At 67.1% G+C, this 25,811-nt stretch carries 17 protein-coding genes, 1 tRNA gene and 1 pseudogene; 5 read left to right on the forward strand and 14 right to left on the reverse strand.

The genetic code is table 11. The features are described from left to right. Nucleotides 1-91 precede the first annotated feature (91 nt). From DMC61_RS14375 to argS, 7 genes are all read right to left on the reverse strand, one after another. Complete coding sequence (locus DMC61_RS14375; protein WP_125689685.1) at nucleotides 92-631, reverse strand: AAA family ATPase; 540 nt, start codon at nucleotides 629-631, stop codon at nucleotides 92-94. An 81-nt stretch (nucleotides 632-712) separates the two neighbouring features. After that, nucleotides 713-2,668: a transcription termination factor Rho gene (rho, locus tag DMC61_RS14380; protein WP_016336872.1), complete on the reverse strand. Its 1,956-nt coding sequence runs from the start codon at nucleotides 2,666-2,668 to the stop codon at nucleotides 713-715. Between the two features lie 419 nt (nucleotides 2,669-3,087). Continuing rightward, complete coding sequence (gene thrB / locus DMC61_RS14385) at nucleotides 3,088-3,969, reverse strand: homoserine kinase (protein WP_016336873.1); 882 nt, start codon at nucleotides 3,967-3,969, stop codon at nucleotides 3,088-3,090. Then, entirely contained in the window at nucleotides 3,966-5,027 is a 1,062-nt protein-coding gene (gene thrC / locus DMC61_RS14390; RefSeq protein WP_016336874.1) for a threonine synthase, read from the reverse strand. Before thrC ends, thrB begins: the two co-directional genes overlap by 4 nt. Further along, complete coding sequence (locus DMC61_RS14395) at nucleotides 5,024-6,334, reverse strand: homoserine dehydrogenase (protein WP_199749986.1); 1,311 nt, start codon at nucleotides 6,332-6,334, stop codon at nucleotides 5,024-5,026. Before DMC61_RS14395 ends, thrC begins: the two co-directional genes overlap by 4 nt. A gap of 3 nt (nucleotides 6,335-6,337) precedes the next feature. Further along, nucleotides 6,338-7,771 (reverse strand): diaminopimelate decarboxylase, encoded by a 1,434-nt coding sequence (gene lysA, locus DMC61_RS14400; protein WP_125689686.1) that lies wholly within the window; start codon nucleotides 7,769-7,771, stop codon nucleotides 6,338-6,340. A 6-nt stretch (nucleotides 7,772-7,777) separates the two neighbouring features. Then, complete coding sequence (gene argS / locus DMC61_RS14405; RefSeq protein ID WP_125689687.1) at nucleotides 7,778-9,433, reverse strand: arginine--tRNA ligase; 1,656 nt, start codon at nucleotides 9,431-9,433, stop codon at nucleotides 7,778-7,780. 203 nt (nucleotides 9,434-9,636) lie between these two features. Between argS and DMC61_RS14410 the strand changes: the two genes are divergently transcribed. Both DMC61_RS14410 and DMC61_RS14415 read left to right on the forward strand, forming a co-directional pair. Next, nucleotides 9,637-10,428, forward strand: coding sequence for a DUF3105 domain-containing protein (locus DMC61_RS14410; protein WP_125689956.1), 792 nt, complete (start codon nucleotides 9,637-9,639; stop codon nucleotides 10,426-10,428). Nucleotides 10,429-10,436: 8 nt separating this feature from the next. After that, the gene (locus tag DMC61_RS14415; RefSeq protein ID WP_125689688.1) at nucleotides 10,437-11,135 is read left to right on the forward strand and encodes a DUF305 domain-containing protein; all 699 of its coding nucleotides are present in this window, start codon (nucleotides 10,437-10,439) and stop codon (nucleotides 11,133-11,135) included. A 76-nt stretch (nucleotides 11,136-11,211) separates the two neighbouring features. Here the strand turns inward: DMC61_RS14415 and DMC61_RS14420 are convergent, their stop codons facing one another. Together DMC61_RS14420 and DMC61_RS14425 are read right to left on the reverse strand one after the other, a co-directional pair. Beyond that, on the reverse strand, nucleotides 11,212-12,129 hold the full coding sequence (locus DMC61_RS14420) for a cation diffusion facilitator family transporter (protein ID WP_125689689.1): 918 nt from the start codon (nucleotides 12,127-12,129) through the stop codon (nucleotides 11,212-11,214). A 151-nt stretch (nucleotides 12,130-12,280) separates the two neighbouring features. Next, nucleotides 12,281-13,405 carry an epoxide hydrolase family protein gene (locus DMC61_RS14425; protein ID WP_125689690.1) on the reverse strand — a complete coding sequence of 375 codons (1,125 nt, stop codon included), beginning with the start codon at nucleotides 13,403-13,405 and terminating at the stop codon, nucleotides 12,281-12,283. Nucleotides 13,406-13,592: 187 nt separating this feature from the next. Between DMC61_RS14425 and DMC61_RS14430 the strand changes: the two genes are divergently transcribed. Together DMC61_RS14430 and DMC61_RS14435 are read left to right on the forward strand one after the other, a co-directional pair. Beyond that, a tRNA-Arg gene (locus DMC61_RS14430) sits at nucleotides 13,593-13,665 on the forward strand. A gap of 157 nt (nucleotides 13,666-13,822) precedes the next feature. Next, nucleotides 13,823-15,217 carry a tyrosine-type recombinase/integrase gene (locus DMC61_RS14435; protein ID WP_199749987.1) on the forward strand — a complete coding sequence of 465 codons (1,395 nt, stop codon included), beginning with the start codon at nucleotides 13,823-13,825 and terminating at the stop codon, nucleotides 15,215-15,217. Between the two features lie 399 nt (nucleotides 15,218-15,616). On the opposite strand, the gene DMC61_RS14440 is transcribed toward DMC61_RS14435, so the two are convergent. From DMC61_RS14440 to DMC61_RS14450, 3 genes are read right to left on the reverse strand one after another with little or no spacing between them, the layout of a single operon-like run. Then, a complete protein-coding gene (locus DMC61_RS14440) occupies nucleotides 15,617-17,716 on the reverse strand; it encodes a hypothetical protein (protein WP_199749988.1) in 2,100 nt (699 codons plus the stop codon). Beyond that, nucleotides 17,713-18,372 (reverse strand): ABC-three component system middle component 2, encoded by a 660-nt coding sequence (locus DMC61_RS14445; RefSeq protein ID WP_125689691.1) that lies wholly within the window; start codon nucleotides 18,370-18,372, stop codon nucleotides 17,713-17,715. The genes DMC61_RS14440 and DMC61_RS14445 overlap by 4 nt, the downstream gene beginning before the upstream one ends. Then, nucleotides 18,369-19,379: a hypothetical protein gene (locus tag DMC61_RS14450; protein WP_199749989.1), complete on the reverse strand. Its 1,011-nt coding sequence runs from the start codon at nucleotides 19,377-19,379 to the stop codon at nucleotides 18,369-18,371. Before DMC61_RS14450 ends, DMC61_RS14445 begins: the two co-directional genes overlap by 4 nt. Before the next feature lie 426 nt (nucleotides 19,380-19,805). On the opposite strand from DMC61_RS14450, the gene DMC61_RS14455 reads away from it, so the two are divergent. Beyond that, complete coding sequence (locus tag DMC61_RS14455; protein WP_158634091.1) at nucleotides 19,806-22,586, forward strand: tetratricopeptide repeat protein; 2,781 nt, start codon at nucleotides 19,806-19,808, stop codon at nucleotides 22,584-22,586. A 570-nt stretch (nucleotides 22,587-23,156) separates the two neighbouring features. On the opposite strand, the gene DMC61_RS14460 is transcribed toward DMC61_RS14455, so the two are convergent. Next, a complete protein-coding gene (locus DMC61_RS14460; RefSeq protein ID WP_125689693.1) occupies nucleotides 23,157-23,564 on the reverse strand; it encodes a hypothetical protein in 408 nt (135 codons plus the stop codon). Between the two features lie 109 nt (nucleotides 23,565-23,673). Beyond that, nucleotides 23,674-25,767: pseudogene (fxsT, locus tag DMC61_RS14465) on the reverse strand (FxSxx-COOH system tetratricopeptide repeat protein). Nucleotides 25,768-25,811 lie beyond the last annotated feature (44 nt).

Raw genomic sequence — 25,811 nt, forward strand, 5'->3', positions numbered from 1 at the left:
CAGGAACGCATCTCGCGTGATCGGACGGCGAACACGGTGAACGCCGTCTGATCACGCGAGTTACGTCTCTGATCACGCGTGATCGCCCTTCTCACCCCCGATTGCCACTGACGAGGGCCAGCCAGCGTTCGGTTGCGCGCGGCGAGGTCAGCCGCACCACCGGCACCCCGGGGTCAGCGACCCAGCCGCGGATCGTGCGCCGTTTACGCGCGAACGAGCGGAAGTGCCACACGATGATCGAATCGCCGGAGATCATGCCCCGCAGCGTTTCGACGTTGCCGTTGCAGATCCGGCGGCGGGTGACGCAGCGCACCACGGTCCGGCGCACCAGACGGCTCAGCGAAACCCAGCGCGGATAGTCCAGCGCCACGATCAGTTCGGCGCGGGGCAACGCGATGTCTCGCCATTTGGCGAACATCCCGTCGATGATCCAGCGGTCCTCGGCGACCAGGAGAGCGACCCGACGCCGCTGTTCCTCGTCCGGAACGGGGACCCAGCCCGGCTGCCAGGCGAGATCGTCGTCGACCGAATGCCAAGGCAGCCCGGTCCGCTCGGCCAGTTTCCCGGCCAAGGTCGTCTTACCTGAACCGGTGACTCCGTACACGACGATCCGTCCCGGCACCGAATCCATGCTTCCCCCATCAGACGCAGCGAAGGGGCCCTTCACCGCATCGGATGCGGTGAAGGGCCCCTTCGGTTCAGCTACTGAAACTCAGTCGTCGTCGTTCGAGCCGAGGGCCGTCTTCGAGACCTGCATGAGGAACTCGATGTTGGTCTTCGTCTTGCGCAGACGCGAGATCAGCAGGTCGATGGCCTGCTGCGAGTCCAGCGCGTGCAGCACCCGGTGCAGCTTGTGGGTGACCGCGAGCTCGTCGGGCGAAAGCAGCAGGTCTTCCTTGCGGGTACCGGACGGGTTGATGTCCACCGCGGGGAACACGCGCCGCTCGGCGATCTTCCGGTCGAGCTTGAGGTCCGCGTTCGCGGTGCCCTTGAACTCTTCGAAGATGACCGTGTCACCGGTGGAACCGGTCTCGACCATCGTCGTGGCGAAGATCGTCAGCGAGCCGCCGTTCTCGATGTTGCGCGCCGCGCCGAGGAAACGCTTCGGCGGGAACAGCGCCGTCGAGTCGACACCACCGGAGAGGATCCGGCCGGACGCCGGGGCCGCCAGGTTGTACGCACGGCCCAGACGGGTGATCGAGTCGAGCAGCACGACGACGTCGTGGCCCATCTCGACCAGGCGCTTCGCCCGCTCGATGGCCAGCTCCGCGACCGAGGTGTGGTCGGACGGCGGGCGGTCGAAGGTCGAGGCGATGACCTCACCCTTCACCGACCGCTGCATGTCGGTGACCTCTTCGGGACGCTCGTCCACGAGCACGACCATCAGGTGGCACTCGGGGTTGTTCGTCGAGATCGCGTTCGCGATGTCCTGCATGATCGTCGTCTTGCCGGCCTTCGGCGGCGAAACGATCAGCGCACGCTGCCCCTTGCCGACCGGCATCACCAGGTCGATGACACGGGTGGTGAGCTTGTGCGGCTCGGTCTCGAGGCGCAGCCGCTCGTTCGGGTACAGCGGGGTCAGCTTGGTGAACTCGGGACGGCGCTTGGACTCGTCCGGCTCCAGGCCGTTGATCGAGTCGACGCGCACCAGCGGGTTGAACTTCTGCCGCTGCTGCTCGCCGTCACGCGGCTGGCGCACGACACCGGTGATGGCGTCACCGCGGCGCAGGCCGTACTTGCGGACCAGCGAAAGCGAGACGTACACGTCGTTCGGCCCGGCGAGGTAGCCCGAGGTGCGCACGAACGCGTAGTTGTCGAGCACGTCCAGGATGCCCGCCACGGGCAGCAGAACGTCGTCCTCGCGGATCTCGGTGTCGGGCGAGCCGCCCTGTTCGCGGCCACCGCCAGAACCCCGGCGGCGACGGTCGCGGAAGCGACGGCCGCGACGGCCGCCTTCCTCGTCGTCGTCACCCTGCGGGCCCTGGCCCTGGCGCTGGCTGTTGTCCTGGCCGCCGCCCTGCTGGTTGCGCTGGCGGTTGTCCTGGCCACGGCCGTCGCGGTTGCCCTGGCGGTTGCCGCCCTGGTCACCACGGTCGCCCCGCTCGTTGCGGTCACCCCGGTCGCCGCGCTCACGCTGCTGGCCGCCCTGCTCGGGCGAACCCGCGGCGCGGTTGGAGCCGCGGCGACGACGGCTGCGGCCGCCCTCTTCCTGCTGCGGCTGGCCGTCCTGCGGCGCCCCGTTGTCCTGCTGCGCGGGCCGCTCGGCGGCGGGCGCGGAGCCGTTCTCCGAAACCTTCTCGGCCTTCTCCGCACGAGGAGCCTCGGCCGGAGCGGCTTCCGCCTTCGGGGCCTCCTGCTTCGGGGCCTCGGTCTTGGGCGCTTCGGCCTTCTGGGCCTTGCGCGGTGCGTCGATCCCCTCGAGCGGAAGCGTTTCGCTCGCCGCGGCGGGGGTCTTGCGCTTGGTCTTGCCCTGGCGCTCGCGGATGGCCGCGATCAGATCGCCCTTGCGCATGCCCGTCGTCTCGCCGATGCCAAGGTCCCCAGCGATCGAGCGCAGTTCGGCGACGGTCTTGCCGGTCAATCCGCCGACCGTGCGCTTGGGAGCGACGACGCCGTTCGACTCGGCGGCGCCACCTTCGACGTCGCTCAAAAGATCGGTGTTGCTCACAAATGTCCTTCCTGACCGATCCACGCCTCCAGGTGGATCAGCGGACCGCCGCTCGCGTCCGATTGCGAAACGGCGTAATTGGCCCCCGATACGGGCGATCAGCTCCTCGGCCGTGTTGAACACAGCTAGAAGGCCTCCAGCACAGGGATTTGCGTCCTCCAAACGGAGGAAGCGGAATTCGGCACCGCCGGAACCGGGAACCCGCCTGCGTCCATCCGCTACTCCCCGCTTGCCAGGCGGTGTACGGAACTGGCGGATCAACGAAGGATGCGGGCCAAGGATGACACTGGTCACCTGGACCGGCACCGGGTGCGGAAACGCACGGTGATCGAACGCCCCCGAGGGTAGACCGCGCCACGGTCCGGTGCAACAACCACCCCCCGCGTGGCGGGATGGGGCTCCGGCATGTGACCGAGGCTTTACTGAGCCGCAACCTGAACGCCGCCCGGATCGATCGGCAGCTCGGTGACGTCGAAAGACGTAACGTCGACGCCCGCCGGGAGTATTCCCCCGGTGGTCAGCGCGAGCACCGTCGGACCGGCCCCGGAGATGGCCGCGGCCACCCCTTCGGCCCGCAGCGCGCGCACCAGTTCGCTGCTCGCCGGGTACGCGGACGCCCGGTAATGCTGATGGAGCCGATCTTCGGTCGCGGAGAGCAACAGGTCCGGGCGCGCGGTCAGCGCGTGCACCGCGAGCGCCGCGCGACCGGCCGTGAACGCCGCGTCGGCGTGCGGGACCCGGTCGGGAAGCAGCCCGCGGGTGGCGTCGGTCGAGGACCGCAGCGCCGGGACGGCGACCACGGGCCGGATGTCGTGATGCGGCTGGAGCCGTTCGGCGCGGAACCGCTCGCCCTCGTTCCACGCCACCACGAAGCCGCCCAGCAGGCTCGCCGCGGCGTTGTCCGCGTGTCCTTCGAACCCGGCTGCCAGCTGCAGGGCGTCGTCGTCCAGGGGCTTCTCAGCCAGCGCGTACGCCGCCGCGACCCCGGTCACCACGGCGGACGCGGACGAGCCGAGGCCGCGGGCGTGCGGGATGGCGTTGAAGCACCGCAGGTGCAGGCCGGGCGGCCGGAGGCCGAGGTGCTCGCAACCGCGCCGGAAGGCCCGTACGACCAGGTGCGATTCGTCGGTCGGGACGTCGTCCACGCCGCCCGCGCCGACGTCGGTCACCTCGATCTTGAGCCCGGCGTCGGTGATCTGGAGTTCGACGCGGTCGTACAGCGCGAGCGCCAGGCCGAGCGCGTCGAACCCCGGGCCGAGGTTCGCCGAAGACGCCGGGACCTTGATCTTGAGCAGCGTCATCGCAGGTCCAGCGCGGCGGCGACGGCGGTCGGGTCGACGGCGAGCGGCTCGACCTCGACGTTGCCTTCCAGCGCCGTGGCCGGATCCTTCAGACCGTGTCCCGTGACGGTGCACACAACGGTCGAGCCCTTGGGCAGGCGGCCGTCGGCGGCCGTGGCGAGCAGGCCGGCGACGCTGGTCGCCGAGGCGGGCTCCACGAACACGCCTTCCTTGCGGGCCAGCAGCCGGTACGCCTCGAGGATCTTCTCGTCGGTGATCGCGTCGAACAGCCCGGCGGACGCGTTCTTCGCCTTCATCGCGCCGTCCCAGGACGCGGGGCTGCCGATGCGGATCGCGGTCGCGATGGTGTCCGGATCGGCCACCGGTTCGCCGTGCACGAGAGGCGCGGCACCGGCCGCCTGGAACCCGAACATCCGCGGGGTGTTCTTCACCACACCGTCGCCCGCGTACTCGGAATACCCGGCCCAGTAGGCGGTGATGTTGCCCGCGTTGCCGACCGGCAGGCAGTGGATGTCCGGCGCCCGGCCCAGCACGTCGCAGATCTCGAACGCGGCCGACTTCTGGCCGGCGATGCGCACCGGGTTCACCGAGTTGACCAGGGTCACCGGATAGTCGATCGCGGTCTTCTGCGCGAGTTCGAGGCAGTCGTCGAAGTTGCCGTCCACCTGCAGGATCCGCGCGCCGTGCAGGACGGCCTGGGCGAGTTTGCCCATCGCGATCTTGCCCTGCGGCACGAGTACCGCGCAGGTGAGCCCGGCGCGGGCCGCGTACGCCGCGGCCGAGGCCGACGTGTTGCCGGTGGAGGCGCAGATGACCGCCTTGAGCCCGCTGGCGAGCGCGTGCGTGATGGCCACGGTCATCCCGCGGTCCTTGAACGACCCGGTCGGGTTCGCGCCTTCGACCTTGAGGTGGACCTCGCAGCCGGTCAGTTCCGAGAGGTGCGGGGCGGGCAGCAGCGGCGTGTTGCCTTCGCCGAGCGTGATCACCTTCGCGCCGGAGGGGACCGGGATCCGGTCCGGATAAGCCTGGATGATCCCCGGCCACGGTTGGGAAATCACTGGTCTTCGCCTTCCACCCGCATCACACTGACGACCTGGTTCACCACATCGAGTTCGGCAATGTCGTCCACAGTGGACCGCAATGCCGCGTCCGGCGCCAGGTGGGTGACCACGACCAGGCTGGCCGTGTCGTTCGCGTCGCGCTGGCGCACGGCGGCGATGCTGACACCGTGCCCGGCGAACGCCTGGGCCACCTGGGCGAGGACGCCCGCTCGATCGGCCACGTCGAGACTGACGTGGTACCGCGTCGGCGTCTGGCCCATCGGCCTGACCGGGAGCGCGGCGTGCGCGGATTCGCGCGGGCCACGGCCGCCGACGACCCGGTTTCGAGCCACCGCGACGAGGTCGCCGAGCACGGCACTCGCGGTCGGCGCGCCACCGGCGCCCTGACCGTAGAACATGAGCTCACCGGCGGCGTCGGCCTCGACGTAGACGGCGTTGTACGCGCCGCCCACCCCGGCGAGCTGGTGACCGCGCGGGATCATCACCGGATGCACGCGCGCCGAAACGGATTCGGTGCCGTCGTCGGCGGTGACGCGCTCGCAGATGGCGAGCAGTTTCACCGTGCGGCCCAGCACGTTCGCCGCGGCGAGATCCGACGCGGTGACGTCGGCGATGCCCTCACGGTGCACGTCGGACGCGGTCACCCGGGTGTGGAACGCGAGCGAGGCGAGGATCGCGGCCTTGGACGCCGCGTCGTAGCCGTCGACGTCGGCCGTCGGGTCCGCCTCCGCGTAGCCGAGCCTGCTGGCCTCTTCCAGCGTTTCCGCGTAGCCGGCGCCGGTGGAGTCCATCGCGGACAGGATGTAGTTGGTGGTGCCGTTGACGATGCCCATCACGCGGGTGATGCGGTCACCGGCCAGCGATTCGCGCAGCGGGCGCAGCAGCGGGATCGCCCCGGCCACGGCCGCCTCGAAGTACAGGTCGACACCCGCGGCGTCGGCGGCCTCGAACAGCTCCGCGGAATGCTCGGCGAGCAGCGCTTTGTTCGCCGTGACAACGGATTTCCCGGCTTTGAGCGCGTCGAGCAGCCACTCCCGCACCGGCTCGATGCCGCCGACCAGTTCGACGACGACGTCGACGTCCGGGGAGGTCACGAGCTTCGTCACGTCGGAGGTCACCAGCTCCGGCGGCAGTTCGGGGTGCTTGTCGGGGCGCCGCACCGCGATGCCCGCCAGCTCCACCCTGGCGCCCGCCCTGGCGGCCAGCTCCTCGGCCTGCTCGGTGAGCAGCCGGACCACTTCGCCACCGACCGTCCCGCAGCCCAGCAGGGCGACCTTGATCACGCGTCCGTCCACAGTAGACACTTGCTAGACCTCCAGGCGCAGCATGTCGTCCGTCGTCTCCCGCCGCAGCAGCACGCGGGCGCTGCCGTTGCGCACGGCCACCACCGCGGGCCGCGGCTGCCGGTTGTACCCGCTGGCCATCGAGTAGCAGTACGCCCCGGTGGCCGCCACGGCGAGCAGGTCGCCGGGAGCAAGGGTGTCGGGGAGCCAGCAGTCACGGACGACGATGTCGCCGGACTCACAGTGTTTTCCCACGACCCGGGACAGCGCGGCGCTCGCCTGGCCGTCCCCGTCGTCGTCGGCCGACCGGGATACGAGACGGCAGTCGTACACCGCGTCGTAGAGGGCGGTGCGGATGTTGTCGCTCATGCCGCCGTCGACGCTGACGTAGCGCCGGGCGGCCTTGTCGCCGAGCGAGACGTCCTTGATGGTCCCGACCTCGTACAGCGTGATCGTGCCGGGGCCGGCGATGGCGCGGCCGGGCTCGCCGGCGATCTTCGGCACCGGAAGGCCCGCGTACTCGCATTCCTTGCGGACGATCTCGCGGATCTGCGTGATCATCTGCGCGGGCGGCGGCGGGTTGTCCTTGTCGGTGTAGGCGATACCGAAACCACCGCCGAGGTCGACGATCGACAGCTGGTCGAGCAGATCGGAGCCGTGCTCCTTGGCGAGTTCGGCCAGCAGGCCGACCACGCGGCGGGCGGCGACCTCGAAACCGTCGGCGTCGAAGATCTGCGAACCGATGTGGCTGTGCAGGCCGATCAGCTTGAGCGACGGCGCGTTGAGCACGCGGCGCACGGCCTCGGCGGCGTCACCGGAAGCCAGCGAGAAACCGAACTTCTGGTCCTCGTGCGCGGTCGCGATGAACTCGTGCGTGTGCGCCTCGACGCCGACGGTGACCCGGATGAGGACGTTCTGCACGACGTCGTGCCGGGCGGCGACGTCGGCCAGCCGCGCGATCTCGTAGTAGGAGTCGACGACGACCGTGCCGACGCCCGCTTCGACGGCGGCTTCCAGTTCGGGCAGCGACTTGTTGTTGCCGTGGAAGGTGATCCGCTCCGCCGGGAAGTTCGCGCGCTGCGCGACGGCGAGTTCGCCGCCGCTGCAGACGTCCAGGCTCAGCCCCTGCTCGGCCACCCAGCGGGCGATCTCGATGGACAGGAACGCCTTGGACGCGTAGTGCACGAGCGCCGGGTCGTCGAACGCCTCGGCGTAGTCGGCGCACCGGGACTTGAAGTCGGCCTCGTCGACCACGAACAGCGGCGTGCCGTACTTCTCGGCGAGTTCGCGGACGTCGACGCCCGCGATGCGGACGACGCCGTCACCGCCGCGGAAAGTGTTGCGGGGCCAGACTTTCGGGTACAGCCTGTCGAGTTCTTCGGGACTCGACGGCGGGAAACCGGAGGCGTCGGCGTGGGGGTAGACGTCGGCGTGGCGGGGGCCCGCGGGGTGAGCCATTTGCTTTTACATCCGTTCCGGAGCAGAGACACCGAGCACGTTGAGGCCGTTCGCCAGCACCTGGCGGGCGGCCTGGCACAGCGCGAGCCGGGCGAACGTGAGGGGGGTGGCCTCCTCGTCGCCCTGGGGGAGAACACGGCCGACCGTGTAGAACTTGTGGTACGCGCCGGCGAGTTCTTCGAGGTACCGGGCGACGCGGTGCGGTTCGCGCAGCTGTGCGGCCCGGCGGAGGACGGTCGGGAATTCGCCGATCGTGCGGATCAGATCGCCCTCGGCGGGCAGCGTAAGCAGGCCGAAGTCGACGGCGCCATCGGATTTCAGCCCGAGGTCGGCGGCGTTGCGCTGCAACGAGGCCAGCCGGGCGTGGGCGTACTGGACGTAGTACACCGGGTTGTCGTTGGAGTGCTTGCGAAGCAGGTCGAGGTCGATGTCCAAAGTGGAATCGACCGAGTAGCGGATCAGCTCGTAGCGGGCCGCGTCCACACCGACGGTGCCGACGAGGTCCTCCATGGTGATCACGGTGCCCGCGCGCTTGCTCATCCGGACCGGCTTGCCCTCGGAGACCAGGTTGACCATCTGGCCGATCAGCACCTCGACGACGGCCGGGTCGTCACCGAAGGCGGCCGCCGCGGCCTTGAGCCGGGCGATGTAGCCGTGGTGGTCCGCGCCGAGCATGTAGATGCAGAGGTCGAAACCGCGCTTGCGCTTGTCCTGGAAGTAGGCGAGGTCACCGGCGATGTAGGCCGGGTTGCCGTCCTTCTTGATGACGACGCGGTCCTTGTCGTCGCCGTGCTCCTTGGACTTGAGCCACCAGGCGCCGTCCTCGAAGTACAGGTTCCCGGAGTCCTTCAGCTGCTGGACCGAGGACGCCACGGCGCCGGACTCGTGCAGCGAGTTCTCGTGGAAGTAGACGTCGAAATCGGTGCCGAACTCGTGCAGGCTCTGCTTGATCTCGGTGAACATCAGCTCGATGCCGACCCGGCGGAAGGTCTCGGCCCGCTCGTCGTCGGGCAGCGAGAGCGCGCTCGGCTCCTGACGGATGACCTCGGCGGCGATGTCGTTGATGTAGCCGCCCGCGTAGCCGTCCTCGGGGGCGGGCTCGCCCTTGGCGGCGGCGATCAGGGAACGCACGAAGCGGTCGATCTGCGCGCCGTGGTCGTTGAAGTAGTACTCCCGGGTGACCAGGCCGCCCTGCGCGGACAGCACGCGGCCCAGCGCGTCGCCCACCGCGGCCCAGCGGGTGCCGCCGAGGTGGATCGGGCCGGTCGGGTTCGCCGAAACGAATTCGAGGTTGATCTTGACGTCCGCCAGCGCGTCGCCGAGGCCGTACTTCTCGCCGGCGTCGAGCACCTGCTGGACGATCTGGCCCTGCGCGTCGGCGGCGAGCCGCAGGTTGAGGAAGCCCGGCCCGGCGACCTCGGCCGAGTCGATGCCGTCGGTGGCCGAGATCTCGTCGGCGAGCGCGTCGGCGAAGTCACGGGGCTTCATGCCCGCCTTCTTGGCCACCTGCAGCGCCAGGTTGGTCGCGTAATCGCCGTGCTCGGGATTGCGGGGACGTTCGATCGTCACCTTCTCCGGCAGCACGGAATCGTCGAGGCCGCGCGCGGTGAGAACCTGCACGGCGGAGTTACGGACCAGGTCGGCGAGAGCTGCGGGAGTCACTCGCGGAATTCTAGGTGTGACCTGGTCCGGGCTTCGCAGCGACCGCCGGAAGGTGTGAGCCAAGCCGGTGATCTTCGAACTGTTCACGGTGATCAGACGCGCGGTCTCTACACTGGCCCGCGCAGGGACCACCCCCTTCGGAGAACGCAGGAGCCATGGCTAACGGGACAACCAGAAAAAAGGGCGCGTCGTCGAAGAACGCCATGAAGGCCGCCCGTAGTTCCGTCGTGTCCAAGAAGGGCACGCCCTGGGGCACGATCATCGCCGTCGTCGCGATCGTCGTCCTGGCTGCCTCGGTGGTCACCTATTACATGGTCGCTTCGGCGCCCAAGCGCGATCAGAAGACCCGCGAAGAGAACGCGGCCGCCTTCGCCCCCTCGCAGCAGGACCCGGATCCCTCCAAGCGGATCGCCGGCGTGACCACGGCCACCTACGAGGGCTCCGTGCACGTCAGCGCCGCCGAGCGCGTCGCCTACGACAAGACCCCGCCCTTCGGCGGCCCGCACGACCAGGCCTGGGCCGCGTGCAACGGCGTCGTCTACGAGAAGGCCGTCCGCAACGAGAACATGGTCCACGGTCTCGAGCACGGCGCGGTCTGGATCGCCTACAACCCGGCGCAGATCACCGGCGAGGCGCTCGACCTGCTGAAGGTGCGTGTCGAGGGCAAGCCGTACATGGTGATGTCGCCGTACCCGAACCTGGACAAGCCGATCTCGCTGCAGTCGTGGGGCCACCAGCTGAAGCTGGACTCCGCCTCCGACGAGCGGATCGACCAGTTCGTCGCCGCGCTGCGCACCAACCCCTTCGGCGCGTACCCCGAGCGTGACGCCACCTGCGACGCGCAGATCGAGCCGGGCGACTTCGACCCGACCCCGCCGGGGCCGGACGCGAAGCCGATGGACTACAAGGGCAGCGCGGGCACACAGCCGGACCAGCCCGGTGCCGGTCAGCCGTCCGCGCCCGCGACCCAGCCCTCGGCGCCCGCGAGCAAGTAGTGAGCCAAGTGGACCCCGATCTCCAGGAAGACGTCTCACGATCGGCCAAGAGCCGATGGCTGGTGATCGGGGCCGCCCTGGTCGTCATGCTGATCCTCGGCTTCGGCCTCGGCGCGCTGACGACCAGGCTGATCGACGCCGAGCCGGAGCAGAAGACCCCGGGCACGGGCTCGGTCGAGGTCGGCTTCGCGCAGGACATGTCGGTGCACCATCTCCAGGCCGTCACCATGGCGGGCTGGGCGCGGGACCACACGACCGATCCAGCGATCAAGACCCTCGCGTTCGACATCGAGCGCACGCAGACCGGCCAGGTCGGCCGGATGAAGGGCTGGCTCGGCCTGTGGGGCCAGCCCGAGCAGGCGACCGGCGCCTACATGACCTGGATGACCGAGCCGATGTCCGGCCACGGCGGGCACGGTGGCGGCGACATGAAGCCGTCGAACGGTGCGCCGATGCCGGGGATGGCGACGTCGGCCGAATTGGCCAAGCTGCGGTCGCTGACCGGCAAGGAGATGGACGTTTTCTTCCTTCAGCTGATGCTGCGGCACCACGAAGGCGGGACGGCGATGGCCCAGTACGGCCACGACCACACGTCGATCGCGGACGTGAAATCGCTGACGCAGAGCATGCTCGTTTCGCAGGGCGCCGAGATCACCCTGATGAAGGGGATGCTCCAGGAGCGCGGCGCCGCTCCCCTCCCCGCCTGACGCATTTCGTCCTCTGGATGCGGTAGTTCGCTTTGCCAACTACCGCACCCAGAGGACGAAATGCGTGGAGGGGGGTCTACCAGGAGAGCTCCCGGCAGCGTTGCGCGCACTGGGGCACTTCTATCTGCAGGGTCGCGTGCTCGATGGAGTAGCGGTTCGCCAGGAGGTTCTGCGCCTCGGTGAGCACCTCGGCCTGCTCGACGGTCGGCGCGATGGTGAGGTGCGCCGAAGCGACCTCCATCCCCGATGTCAGCGTCCAGACATGCAGGTCGTGGACGTCCTCGACGCCCTTCAGCCCGCCGAGTTCGGCCTGGATCCCGGCGACGTCGACCCCCTTGGGCGCGTGCTGGAACAGGATCCGCAGCGCGCGCCGGGCGAGGGCGTACGTGCGGGGCAGGACGAACAGGCCGATCGCGACACCGATGATCGGGTCGGCGTAGCGCCAGCCGGTCAGCAGGGTGATCGCGCCGCTCAGCAGCACACCGACGGAGCCGATCAGGTCGGCGAGGACTTCGAGGTACGCGCCGCGGACGTTGATGCTCTCCTCCGCGCCCTTGCGCAGGACCATGAACGAGACGATGTTCGCGACGAGGCCGGCGGCCGCGGCCAGCAGGACGGGCAGACCGGGCACGGCGGGCGGGTCGCTGATCCGGCCGATGGCCTCGACCAGGACGTAGCCCGCGACGCCGAAGAGCAGGATGGCGTTGCCCAGCGCCGCGAGCACTTCGGCGCGATAGAAGCCGAATGTCCTGGTCAGCGTCGGGCCGCTGCGCCGGGCGAGCAGGATGGCCGCCAGCGCCATGCCGACGCCGAGGACGTCGGTGAACATGTGCGCGGCGTCGGAGATCAGCGCGAGCGAGCCGGTGGCGAACCCGACGACGAACTCCATGACCATGAAGCCGGCGCCGATGACCAGCGCGATCGTCAGGCTCTTGAGGTAGCGGCCTGACGCGCTCGACGGCGAGGCCGTTCCATGCCCGTGCCCGTGACCCATTGCTCCGCCTCTCGTGAAGTCGACAGGCCGAATATATTGTCACATGCGCATATGTGCAATACAGGTGAGCCTAAGTTCACCATGTCCTAAGCCACACAAGGAAGCCATCCCCCAGGAGGGCCTTCCCGAAACCTGAAACCGCCACGCACCGCTACCGAAGCGACCGGAGGAACCCCCGCAACTGGCCGACGAAGGCCTCCGGCTGCTCGAACGCGGCGAAATGCCCACCCTTGTCCAGCACCTCGTACCAGCGAAGATCGGTGTAGCGCAGCTCCGCCCAGCGCCGGGACGGCCGGATGATCTCGCGCGGGAAGATGGAGATACCCGAAGGAACTTCAACGGCCGAGACGTCGCGCTCCTTGCTCTCCCAGTAGATCCGCGCCGACGAGGCCGCCGTGCCGGTGAACCAGTAGACGGAGATCGCGTCGAGCATCTGCCGCCAGGACAGCGCACTCTCCGGCGAGCCGTCGTTGTCGGTCCACTCCCGGAACTTCTCGGCGATCCACACGGCCTGCCCCACCGGCGAGTCGGTGAGCCCGTAGCCGACCGTCTGCGGACGCGTGGCCTGCTGCTGCGCGTACGCGGACCCGACGGCTCGGAACCGCGCGAGGTCACCGATCGCCGCCTTCTCCTCCGCCGTCGGCTCGCCCAGCACGGACTCGTCGTACGGGACGCCCGCCATGTTCACGTGGACGCCGATCAGTCGCTCCGGGACGATCTTGGCGAGCAAGTTCGTCACGCCAGAGCCCCAGTCGCCGCCCTGCGCGACGTAACGCTCGTACCCGAGCCGCCCCATCAGCTCGTCCCAAGCTTGGGCGATGCGCTCGACGTTCCAGCCCGTCGACGACGGTTTGCCGCTCCAGCCGAACCCCGGCAGCGACGGCGCCACGACGTGGACCGCGTCCGCGGGATCGCCCCCGTGCGCGGCGGGGTCGGTCAGCGGCCCGAGCACGTCGAGGAACTCCACGACCGACCCCGGCCAGCCGTGCGTGAGCACGAGCGGCGTCGCGTCCGGCTCCGGCGAGCGAACGTGCAGGAAGTGGATCCCGAGACCGTCCACAGTGGTCTTGAAGCCCGGGAAAGCGTTGACCCGGGCGGCCAGCCCGAAGTCGTAGTCCTCGGCCCAGTACCGGCACAACTCCCGTGCGAACTCCAGCGGGACACCCTGCTCCCAGTCGTCGACAGTGGCCGGGTCGGGCCAGCGCGTCGCGCGCAGCCGGGTGCGCAGATCTTCGATGGCTGATTCGGGGATCCTCACCTCGAACGGTTCGATCACCAGGTCCTCCCAGTTCGTCGATGCCACCAACGCTACGCATTTCGGCTGCCCGTCGGCTCGCTCTTGCGAAAGACCTGGTCAGACGGGTCCCTGGCCGCATCGGCGAGCAGCACGCCGGTTAACGACCACCACTCGCGAGAGCCCCCGGGGACATGCGCTAAGCTTTCAACGTCGCTCAGGCGGCAACGCCCTCGTAGCTCAGGGGATAGAGCACTGCCCTCCGGAGGCAGGTGTCGCAGGTTCGAATCCTGCCGAGGGCACACTTCTGACCAGGCAAAACACCGTCCGCCAGTCTAGACTGGACGGTTATGTGGCAAGAATCGTGACAAGACCTCCGCGACAGTGAGTCGCGGTAACACCGTCCTCCGTCGCGGCCCCCGCGGCTCCATCAGCCGCCTCCCCAGCGGCTCACTCCGGGTGCGGGTCTACGTTGGCACCGATCCGTTCACGCACCGCGCACACATGCTCAGCCAGACCATCCCCGCCGGACCGACGGCTCTCGATGACGCGGAGGCGGCAGCCCGGCGGATGCTGACGCAGGTCCGCGAGCGCCGCGAACTCCGTACCGACGTCACTCTGACCGAACTACTCGCCAGTCACCTGGCCCTCTTGCACGCCAGCGGCACTACCCGGCACTCGTACCAGTGCATGGTCACCAAGCACGTGCAGCCGCTGCTGGGACACCTGCGGCTCTCCGCGATCACCCCGGAACTACTGGATCACTACTACTCCGAACTCCGTCGCTGCCGCGACCACTGCCGGCGCCCGCAGAAGAACCATCGCTGCCGACCGCTCGCCCCCGCCACGGTCCGCAAGATCCACTACCTGCTCAGCGGGGCCTACCACCGCGCCGTCCGCTGGGGCTGGATCGACCGCAGCCCCACCATGGATGCCGCGCCACCGCCCAAGGCGTATCTGGAACCCCAACCACCCACCCCGGCCGAGGCCGCCCAGATCATGGACGCCGCTGCGCGGCACCCCAACCTCGGTCCGCTGGTCTGGCTGGCCATGGTGACCGGCGCCCGCCGCGGCGAACTCTGCGCACTACGCTGGCGCCACTTCGACCCGGTCCACCGCGTCCTGGTCATCCGGGCCAGCATCGCCCAAGTCGGCACCACGACCTGGGAGAAGGACACCAAGCTGCACCAACGGCGTCACCTTGCCCTCGACGCGGACACCACCGCCATGCTCGTGCAGTACCACCACGCCCAGCAGCACCGCGCCGCCTCGGTCGGTGCTGCTCTCACACCGGACAGCTTCGTGTTCTCCTCCCGCGCCGACGGCGCCACCTGGCGCCCGCCGGACTCCCTCACCCGCCAGTACCGGCGTCTGGTCACCCGCCTCGGGATCCGCACCACCCTGCACAAGCTGCGCCACTACTCGGCCACCGAACTCATCGCCGCCGGCGTCGACGTGCGTACCGTCGCCGGCCGACTCGGTCACTCCGACGGCGGCACCACCCTCGCCTACTACGCCGCCTGGGTCCGCGAAGCCGACCAACGCGCCAGCAACATCCTCATCTCCCGACTCCCCACACCCCGGCGTCCCCTCGCTACCAAGCCCGACACTCGCACCACCACCCGCCGACCACGCTGCCCGTACGAAACGATCGCCGCCGAACTGCGCACCGCCATCGCCGACGGCACTCTCACGCCCGGCTCCGCTCTCCCCACCATCCAGGAACTCGCAACCATCCACCACGTTGCCCCCAGCACCGCCCACCGTGCGATAGCCCAGCTCACCCGCCAGCACCTCATCACCGTCACCCGAGGCTGCCGAGCCCGCGTCAACAAAACAGTCCCGAGTACATGAGATGTCTCCATCAAACCTGGGCCGGACAGCCCATCATGCTGAGTATCGCGGCGCAAGGAGCGAGGTTCGCCAACCGAGAAGTCCTTCGCAACTGCGCTCGTCGCAGCAATACCGAGACCGGCCTCGAACTCACCCAGGCACTTCTAATGACGCCCGATGTCTATCCGGCATTGAGGCCGGACGCCAACGGATGGCTCCTCGCCCTCCTCCGCCGCTTCGGCCACAAGTGCTGGAACGGTGTCAAGTATTCGTCGAGCAGAATCTCGACGTAGCGGCCGCCTACGCACTTCTCAACGCGGCCGACCTCGCCGAGGGCGAGGAAGCGACGTTCTCCCGGCATTCCCTGGCTGGTCTGACCAAGCTACGCAGGCTGAGATCCGACTCTGGCCGCGGGCTGCTTCAGGAGACTTCATCCTCAATGAGCCCGTAGGGAGGTTGGTCTTCTCGTCGAGAGTAGCGAACAACGACATCGGGTTCGGTGGAACTCGGAGGCGCGTTGTCAACGACAATGATCTGGGCACCTTTACCCGCGCCCGCGAGCCACGTGTGCAGGTGCTGATAGAAATCCGTAACGGCGATGCTATCGGCGAATTCGGCGTCGCGGTCGCCGCCCTGACCGAGGTTCTTTTGCGGGCTGTCGATCATGAGGAAACCAGGATGAGCGCTGCCGGTCTCCCATGCGATCTGGAAGATTGCCAGTATCCAGGCCAGAGAGATAAGGGTACGCCCCCCAGAGGAAGCGTTGGTATAGCTCATACCGCGCATGTGAGGGACGAGGCGGCCGTCGATGAACGCCTGGTCCAACTTGGGGTAGCGCCAGGAGGTGAGGATGGCGACATAGCGCTCGCTGATGCGGTGAATAACGTCGTTGCGGTCCGGTTGCATGGCGGCTTCGTTCATCTCGGCCCGCAAGGCGTCAACGTTGGATTCGAGGCGAGTAACTGTTACTCCGCGTCGGTCGAGGCTGTCGAGCATTCTGATCGCGGTTTTCGCCCGGTCCAGGCTGGCCGCGGCGGCCTGCTGCTGGCGCATCAGGTCGTCGCGATGGCTGAGGTAGGGGCTCACCGCGGCGTTGGTCGCAGCGTCCACCTCGTGCGCGAGGCCGGCCTCGTCGTCGTTGGCTTGCTTGGCCTCGACACGCAGACGTCCGAGTTCTGATTCGAGCTCCTCGACAAATGTAGTGATTTCCGCCAAGCGTGCCTTGGTGGCTCGCAGCTCGGTGGAGACGTCGAACTTCGCCTCGGTTTCGGTGCCTGCAGTGCCCGGTGCGGTGTTGTTCGCAGATGAGCCGTTGGTGGACGCGGTGGTGCCGGTAGATTTTGTTGCTGCCAAGTTGACTTCAGAGCTACAGAGCGTGCAGTGGCCGTCCGCGATGTGCGGGGTGTCCCGGAGCACAGTCAAGCAAGCGGGACAGACCTTCACTTGCAGAGGATCGAACAACATGCGCGCCTCGGCGAGCATTGTCAGCTTGGTGATGTCGGCGGCGTACTGGGCGCGGAGAGGAACTAGGCGACGTAGCTGGGTCTCACGGTCGCGCACGAGCGCCGCGGTCTGCTGTGCTTGCCGAGACGCATCGCGGTGCCTCGCGCGCAGGTCCGCAGCAAAGGTGGACGCAGCGTGGATCTGGGTGTCCAGGGTTTCGAGCGCGCGCGTGACCTGTTCGACTTTCTGCTCGGCATCCCCACGGACGAGTTCGATCTCAATGCGCGTGCCGAATTCCTGCTCGTCGAGGAACGCCTGGGTGGTGGTGTACTCGGCGCGAGCCTTGGCCAGTCGGTTCTCCAGCTCTCTGATTCGGCGGCCAAGTTCGACTGCCTTGTCGTCGTGGACACCGAACACGACGTCGACCACTTGGCCGAGTTTGAGGCGCTTCATGGGAGAGCTTTCGAACAGCAGGTGCTTGTCGTCGAGTCGCTCGTTGGGCATGTAGCTGAGCCACAGCAGGTCGCGGATGCTGAGCGGATCGGTTCCGGACTCCGCCTGGGTGGGCGCCTCGCGCAGCTCTACGCCTTCGAGACCGCAGTAGGACAGGAGGAAACTCGAGAGGCTGTCCGCAGCACCGGCAGGCTTGATCATCTTCTTGTCGAGGGGTGGGGTCTCGATATCCCCAAGACGTCCCGTCCTGACGAACGCGGCAGTGGATGGCTCACCGACAGCTCGCTCAATGACGTGAGGTTGTCCGTTGAGCTGGACTTCCAGAAGCGCCGACCTGACCTTGCGGAGGATCTCCGGGTGCTGTGGGTGATCTTTTCCGCCAAGGCAGTAAACAACAAACTCCAGCACTGAGGACTTGCCCGTGCTGAACGCCCCGGCGATGACAGATAGCGACCGCAATTTTGTATCGGTGTCCCGGAAATCGACCTCATAGTCGCGGTCGATGCCCTTGAGCCGGAGGCGCACGAGCCGGATGCCACGAGGCACGAGGATCGGCTCGGACGAGCCACCCGCGGTGGGCGGGTTGCCCTGAACAGCCCTGACAGGGTCATTCTCGGTGCTCATGTGCGGCGTCCATTGTAGGGCGGGTGAACAGGTGTGTCGTCAAGGAGCAAGTCGGAGACTGCCGGGCTCTCCTCCACCAGGTGGATGGCGTCGAGGAGGTCAAGCGCTTCTGGACGCGCGGAATCGCGTGCTGTCGTGGTCCAGGTTTGGACGGCGTCGCGTAGACGGGAATCGCTATAGCGGCGCAGCTTGGTGAGCAGAATCTCTGCAGACAGCCGGTATGACCTTGCGTAGACGGCGCTGAACCTCCCAGCGAGTTCGACGCCTTCGGCGGTCGCGGCGTACAGCACGCTCTTGTCCACCGCCGGCTCTACCAGGCCGTAAGCCACCAGCAGGGCCAGGTCATGCTGGAGACGCTCCCGCCGGGTGGTGAAGCGGTGCGCCGGGCTGGCGTAGCTCAATGCCCGGCCGTCGAAGCCTGCCATCAGCAGCCGTTTCCGGTCCCGGTCTTCCTCATCGGTTAGCACCAGCATCGGGTTGGCCACGAGAAAGTCGTAGTAGCCCAACCGCTCGATCGATGCTCCGGGAAGATTGAACTCACGTAGCGACGCAAGTAACAGCACCAGCTGCGCCAGCCTGAAGACGACGTCGTCCTCCGGCACCACGACCGGCGGCCGAGTGCCCGAACTCGTTGGGGCATCGGTCGGGCTGGTCACGACGACTCCGCTGTGGCCGCGGTGTCAGGCGCCTCGCCTGTTTGCCCGGTCTCGGCAGGATTTACGTGGTCCTCCGCGACCTGCCGCCAGTGGCGGACCCACCCGGCCCGTCGGTCGTCAACGACTCGATGCATCAGACCGGACGTGTGGACCGCACCTGCAGGAAGCCCAGTTCCCAGGGCTTCGTGCTGGGCCCTGATCTCACCCATTACCGACTTCTGCAGGCCTGGCAGGCGCGAGCCCCCGTGGATCTGGCACGCGTCGTTGAAATGATCCTCCCACAGGCCATGCACCGCCGCGTCGGCGTGGGACAGTGCGGCGACCTCTGAGGCGACTCCCTTGTCCACGATTTCTCTCGCCATCAACTCGGCGTTGAAGAACTGGTGCTTGGACGCGGAGACCTCCACATGGCCTGCCTCACGGAGCTGACGCACGAACAACGCTGAATCTAGCCGGTCGGAGTCCTCATCGGCCAAGCTCACGACTTGGGCGACCGTGCGCGCAGACCAAGCGGGCTCGTAGTAGTGCCTGCGCACAGCCTCCGCGTCAGGTGAGAGCAGAAGTCCTCGCAGCTCGTTCTCGTCCCACAACTCGATCAAGACCCCGTGTTGTTTCTCCATCCGCTTCTTCCAGCCCGACCACCACTTCGACGTAGGCGCGTCCATGCTGGACGGTACGCAGAGAACCCACTGGTGCAATACGAACTTCTCGTTGGCCGCGTTCTTCACCGCCGAGTTGAAGGACTCCCGGATCTGCGCTTGATGGGTACTGCCCGCGACCTCGGGCATGAAGTACTTCGACTGCCAAATCGTGATGTGACCGCCAAGGTCGCCGATGAACACATCGATGCCCCAGTCACCAGGGTTGGCGGCAACCATCGCTGCCACCCCTGGCCGGACGGCGCGGACCAGCTGACCGATCATCTCCTCGAAGTCTTGACGAGCGCCGTGGGTATTCGCGCGAACTTCGTGCGCACGGAAATTGATAGGTGAACCGCCAGCAGCCACCCCCGAAGGCGAGCTCGTCGCCGCAGCCGTACCCTGCGACAACCTGACCACCTGCCTCCATCGCTCCAAAACCGCCACTGACGTGCTCTGTTGCCCATCGCAACATCGACTTACTAGTGCGGCACGTTACCGCCGACCGCGCTGTGCCGCCGGACCGTAATCATCCTGTTCTTCGATTCACCTGTCCGGCGTGTCGTCACACAACGTGAACTGCCGACGTTCTCGAAAGCGTGCATGGGCGCAGGTGACGCCAACCGGGCGACCCTGTCACATCACTTCGCATGTCCTTGGCATCCTTGCGCGGATAGGTTGGGAACGTTGTCATGTCGTGGAGGCCTTGACGGCGGCGGGAATCCCCAACTATGCGGGCTTGGGTAAGTCCCCCGGTCAATGAGGCTGTCAGCCCCATCTGGCATTGTGATTTCTGTGGTGCCGAAAGCTGCTCTGGCCGATGTCGACGATCTCAAGAAATTCGCGATGATGTCCACATCGTGGCGAGCCTTGCCTGAAACCGTCCAGAAACTGGTGCTCCCGCTGCTGGACCAGATGACGGAGCTGGACCTTCCGGTGAAGTCAGGGGTCGCGCGACATGGGACAGACGCCACCATCACTTTCCACGGTATGCATCCGATGGTGCCGTATGGGCGTTCACGCTGGGAGATGAGCAACTCGGCCAAGCCCTGGATCAAGGCCAACGGGGAATACCGCAAGCGGACTGAGGCACTCGCGGACACACGTACTACGACGCTCGTCTTCGTCACGATGCGGCATTGGGAGAAGAAACACGAATGGGCGGCCAAGAAGCGCGCCGAAGGAGTCTGGGCGGACGTTCGTGTACTCGACTGCGGCGACCTGCACCTCTGGCTCTCTTCTCAGCCAGAGGTGCACCAATGGTTGTCCACCGAGATCGCGCGGTACCTACCCGCGGACCGCGCCGTTCCGGCGGAACTGCCGAAGGGAGTTCCCTCGTTCGTAGGTCGCGAGGACGAGCTCGCCATCGCCAGCGGGCCAGCATCATTAGTCGTGATCTGTGGACAGCCAGGCATTGGCAAGTCCACGCTCGCTGTGCACGCTGCCGGGAACACAACCAGCGACTATCCGGATGGCCGACTCTACCTCGACTTGCGTGGGACTCATCCGGACGCGGTCGCACCGGCTGACGCACTCTGGCAGGTGCTGAGCAGCCTGGGCGTACCTGACCTCGGCAGGGCGCGGTCCACTAGCGAACTGGCAGCTCTCTACCGCACTGAGGCCTCCCGGTCGAAGTTCGTTCTGGTGCTCGACAACGCCAGGGACGAGGAGCAAGTGCGGCCGCTCCTGCTGGGTGAGTCACAGTCAAAAGTGATCATCACCAGTCGCAATCAACTAAAGGGCTTGAACGCTGCCCATCGGATCCAGCTAGGCGTGATGACCAGCGAGGAAGCCGTCCAGATGCTTCGCAGCCGCATCACAGACGAACGGCCAACCGCAGAACCTGACGCGCTCGATGAGATCGCCACCCTTTGTGGCTGTCTGCCACTCGCGCTGGCCATTGTTGCGAGTGGTGCGATGGCAGAGCCTAGTTCGTGGTCTCTCATGCGCCTCGCCGCCAAGCTCAAGGACGAGCGAAGGCTCGACCGGCTGCGCGCTGGGGATGTAGAGGTACGAGCCAGCCTCCAGCTCTCCTACGACCTGCTGACGCCCGAGGAACAGACCGTGTTCGGTGAGGTTTGCCTTATTCCAGGACCCACATTCGGGTGCGAACTTGCCGGTGTTGCCGTTGCTGCCGACGAGGACGATGCCGAGCTGCTCATGATCAGGCTCGTCGAACGCTGTCTTGCCGAGCCGTCGGACGCCCAGGGCCGGTTCCGACTGCACGACTTGGTCCGTCTCTTCGGCAAAGAGATCATGTACCGGGGCCTGGATGCCTACCAGTCACCGGCCGCGAGTCTCCGCCTCCGCCGGCACCTCGTCAGCCATGCCCAACGATCGCTCGCACTTCTGCGTGCCGGTAGAGATGTCCTGCCGACCGATGTGGACCCCAGCGAGGTCCGCCGCTGGTTCGCCGCGAACATTCTCAATGTCACGGCTGTGTTGCACGAAGTGGATCAGCTCGGGGCACACGGCACAGCCGGCGGCCTCTGCCGCGATCTCTGCTTCTACGCAACCGCCCAGTCCGACTGGAGGCGGCTCGACGAGTTCGCGCGACTCGGACTCGACATCACCGAGAGGGCACGGAAGCACGAGGTTCTCGACGCCGAAGAAGCGGCTATGGCCGAGTCAATGTTCACCACGTTTGTCGCCGAGAGCGCGACCGCGCGGCACGATCGCCGCGCAGCCAGCCTCTACGCCGCGAAGAGCGTGATGCCTACCGTGCCCGACAACGCACCACGGTTCCAGAAGACGTTGATACAGCAAGCAAGAGCATCCAGCTTGCGCCTGCAAGGCCGATACGAAGAAGCCCTCGAGCTCTTCCTCGAAGTTCACCGCAGCTGGCACTCCCAAGGACACCACAGCCAATACAACGCCAGGGCCGCCGCACACGACATCGGCCTCACTCTCACGGAGATGGGCCGCCCATCTGAAGCGATTCCCTACCTAGTGCAAGACCTCAAACTCGCCCGCCGCCACGGTGACACCGCGGAAATCGCCCAGTCCTTGCACTCTCTCGGCCTCGCTCAGAAAGCAAACAATCAACTCGACGACGCTGAAGCCTCGCTGGCTGATTCGGCAAAGGCATTTGCATCATGCGGCATTCCCATCGCCGAAGGTGCCGCGCTAAACGACCTCGCGCTCGTCCTGCACATGCAAGGTCGTCAAGGCGAAGCATGCCAACATCACCACACCGACTTCAAGCTGTGCGAGTCGTTGGGAGATGCGGAAGGAGCCGCGCTTGCTCTCGTCGGCATCGCGAACAATCTCATGAGCCTCGGCATCGAGAACGCCTCGCATGCGGCACACTGCCTCATCCACGCACTACAGCGAGTCGATAGCCGCACTAGCGGCAGAACCATCGGCTCGGCGGTGGCATCTGTGGGAGAACTCGCCTACAAACTAGGTAGGACGGAGCTTGGTGCCCATGCCTTCGCGGTTGCGGCAAGAGCATACGAAGTAAGCGCTGTCCCCGACGGGGAACTGACCGTCTTAATACGCCACATGGCCGCCTTGTCCGATGCAGGCTTCACCGAAGAGGCCCGCTCCATGGAACAACGCGCGAAAAACTGCTGACCGACGCCACACCCTCCTCGCTGGTCAACCATATCAAGAACCAACGAGAGTGACGGCGAGAGTCGAGATGCATCGGGTCCGCGCGAACCAAGCCCCGATTCAGGTCAAACCACCAGTGCTGTGACCGCCCCGGCACCGGAGTGCAAGCTCCGCCAACGTCCGCTCATCGGCATGAGACTGCGTAATCGATGGGCTCTACCCAGAGGAGGTGCTTGCTCTGTTGACCGCGGACACGCTTCCACCTGCCCACCTACAAGGGTCCGGTCTTCCGACGCAGCACCGACGTACCACCCATGAAGAGCCGGGTGTTCGACCGCCCACCAGAGCCCGCAACGCCTCCCCCGCTTGAGTGGTCTTCACGTCCCTGCTCAGTCCAGATTCCATGACATGGTTCGTGACACAAACCCGCGTGATCTGGTGGGATTTCTGAGGCCTCTGCGGTCCGGAGTGATGCCATAGTCGCTGGTAGAGGCCATGGTTTTGGCTCGGCACCTCTGCGCCACGCGAGCGCAGGGCAGTACGGTCGAAGAATGACCATGCGCGCGCTCATGCCGATGAGCGACTGGCGGGTCATATCTCGTAGGGATAGATCTTGATCTTCTCAGGTCTTAGGTTGATCTCGACCCATGCGCCGGCCATCCCTTGAGGCAGGCTGTCGACTTGGCCGAGGTCGATTATCGCTCCGGCCAGCTCCAGGTGCGCTAACGGCGGCGCCGCCTCAACCTCGGTGAGGCCAAGCCGTCCTCGGCAGAAGACTTCGCGTTCGTCCTGGTGGAGGCACGCTTCCTCGACTGTGGCCAGCGAGCAGTTGAACCTCCACCGGAACTCCTCGTCGAGGTCCCACTCGACGTGGTGCTCGCCTGCTGCGGACTCTAGGTTTCCGCCCCAAGACGCCGCCACGGTCCCGACCGGGGTCCTCACGGTGTCCAACACGGCATCGCCGGGATTCCGGAAGAACCGCTCCACCTGAACCAGCATTGGATCATCGTTCCGTACGACACGCGCCCCGCCGAGTGCGCCCTCATGCCGACGAGCGGATGTTCAGTGCCACTGTCGGCCGGTTCGTAACGATCCGCACCGTGTCGGTTCAGGTCGTTCGCGCCTTGTCGAGGTTCGAGCGGATGATCTGGGTTGTGGGATGGTCGGGGCCCAGCACTCGTTCGCTGTCGGTGAGGGTGGCCTCGTACAGCGGGATCGCCCGGCCCAGATCACCCGCCGACTGGTAGGCGCTCGCCAGGTTGTTGCGCGAGGTCAGTGTGTCGGGGTGGTCGGGGCCCAGCACCCGCTCCCGATCAGCGAGGGTGGCCTCGTACAGCGGGATCGCCCGGCCCAAATCACCCGCCGACTGGTGAGCGTAGGCCAGGTTGTTGCGCGAGCTCAGCGTGTCGGGGTGGTCGGGGCCCAGCACCCGCTCCCGATCAGCGAGGGTGGCCTCGTACAGCGGGATCGCCCGGCCCAAATCACCCGCCGACTGGTGAGCGTTCGCCAGGTTGTTGCGGGAGAGCAGCGTGTGGGGGTGGTCGGGGCCCAGCACCCGCTCCTAGTCGGTGAAAGTGGCCTCGAACAACGGGACCGCCCGGCCCAGATCACCCGCCGACCAGTAGGCGCTCGCCAGGTTGTTGCGCGAGGTCAGTGTGTCGGGGTGGTCGGGGCCCAGCACCCGCTCCCGATCAGCGAGGGTGGCCTCGTACAGCGGGATCGCCCGGCCCAAATCACCCGCCGACTCGTAGGCACCCGCCAGGTTGTTGCGCGAGCTCAGCGTGTCGGGGTGGTCGGGGCCCAGCACCCGCTCCCGATCAGCGAGGGTGGCCTCGTACAGCGGGATCGCCCGGCCCAAATCACCCGCCGACTCGTAGGCACCCGCCAGGTTGTTGCGCGAGAGCAGCGTGTCAGGGTGGTTGGGGCCGTAGAGGCGTTGATAGCTGTTGCAGGCACGGGTGTAGTAGCTAATAGTGCTGCTGACGTCGCCTTGCTGCCCAAGATAGAGGCTCAGTTCGTTGAGCAGGAGACTGGTGTGGCTGGTGTCGATGTCGGGTGTGGTGTGTTCCAGCAGGGCCCGCGCGTGGGGCAGGACCATCCGGTATGTGGGCCAGTCTGCGGGTGTGTGTGGATGCAGCGTGGAGAGGGTGGTCGCCAGGATGGTTGTGGTGGTGTCGCGGGCGGTGGCGATGTCGGCGGGTTGGCGGTGGGGGTCGGTGGGGTCGGGTGTGCGGGTGACCGCCTGTACCAGGCGGTGCACGGTGATGGTGTCTGCGGTGAGGGTGATCATGCTGTAGGCGGCCAGGCGGCCCAGCGCCTCGGATAGTTCCGGTTCCTCCACGTCACCGGCCAGCAGGTGCCGGGGGATTCCGTCCGGGGCGTACCAGGCCAGCTGCCGCAGCAGTTGGCCAGCGGCCGGGGTGTCGGTCAGTTGGTCGAGGGTGACGTGCCAGACCCTGGCCATTGTCCGCTGTGCGTCACCGCCCTCCGCCGTCGCGGTGAACATCCGCGCCGGAAACCGGCCCAGCGACTCGAGGTAGGTAGCTGGGCTGGTCCGGGTCTGGGCCAGATAGGCGCCGGCCTGCTCGACTGCCAGCGGCAGCAACCCCAGCTCGCCGCACAACCGATCCACCCCCACCAGATCCGCCTCCGGCCACTCCGACCGCACGATCCGGGTCAGCAACCGCACCGCCTCGTCCTCGGCTAGCACGTCCAGCTGCACCGTTTCCACTGTCCGCCAGCCTGAGCGCTGACGACTGGTGATCACCACCGTGCCCGTCCGCACCCGCCCCAAGAACCCCGCCACATCCTGTGGGCTGGTCACGTTGTCCAGCACCAGCAGCCAGTCTTCGTGGGTCGCGAGCCACCGCACAGCCAGCTCCACCCGTTGCTCCGACGGCAGTACCACCGTCTCTGGCGCCAGCGCGCCGGCCAGCTCACCTAACCCGGCCTCAAGCGCCGCCGCTGAATCCGCCGTCACCCACCACACCGGGGAAAACCAGTCGGCGTGCAGCTCGGCGAACCGGGCGGCCAGGGTGCTCTTACCGACCCCACCCAAACCCTGCACCGCCACCACCACCGCACGACCACCCGACCCGGCCACAGCGGCCTCCAACCGAGCCAACTCCTGTGCCCTGCCCACGAACACATCCGGCCGCTCCGGGATACGACCCACCCCCGGCACCGCCGGAAGCGACTCCATCACCGGCACCCCCGAACCATTGACCACCAAGTCGCCCTGCACAA

Source organism: Amycolatopsis sp. WAC 04169 (assembly GCF_003947535.1).
Lineage (GTDB): Bacteria > Actinomycetota > Actinomycetes > Mycobacteriales > Pseudonocardiaceae > Amycolatopsis > Amycolatopsis keratiniphila.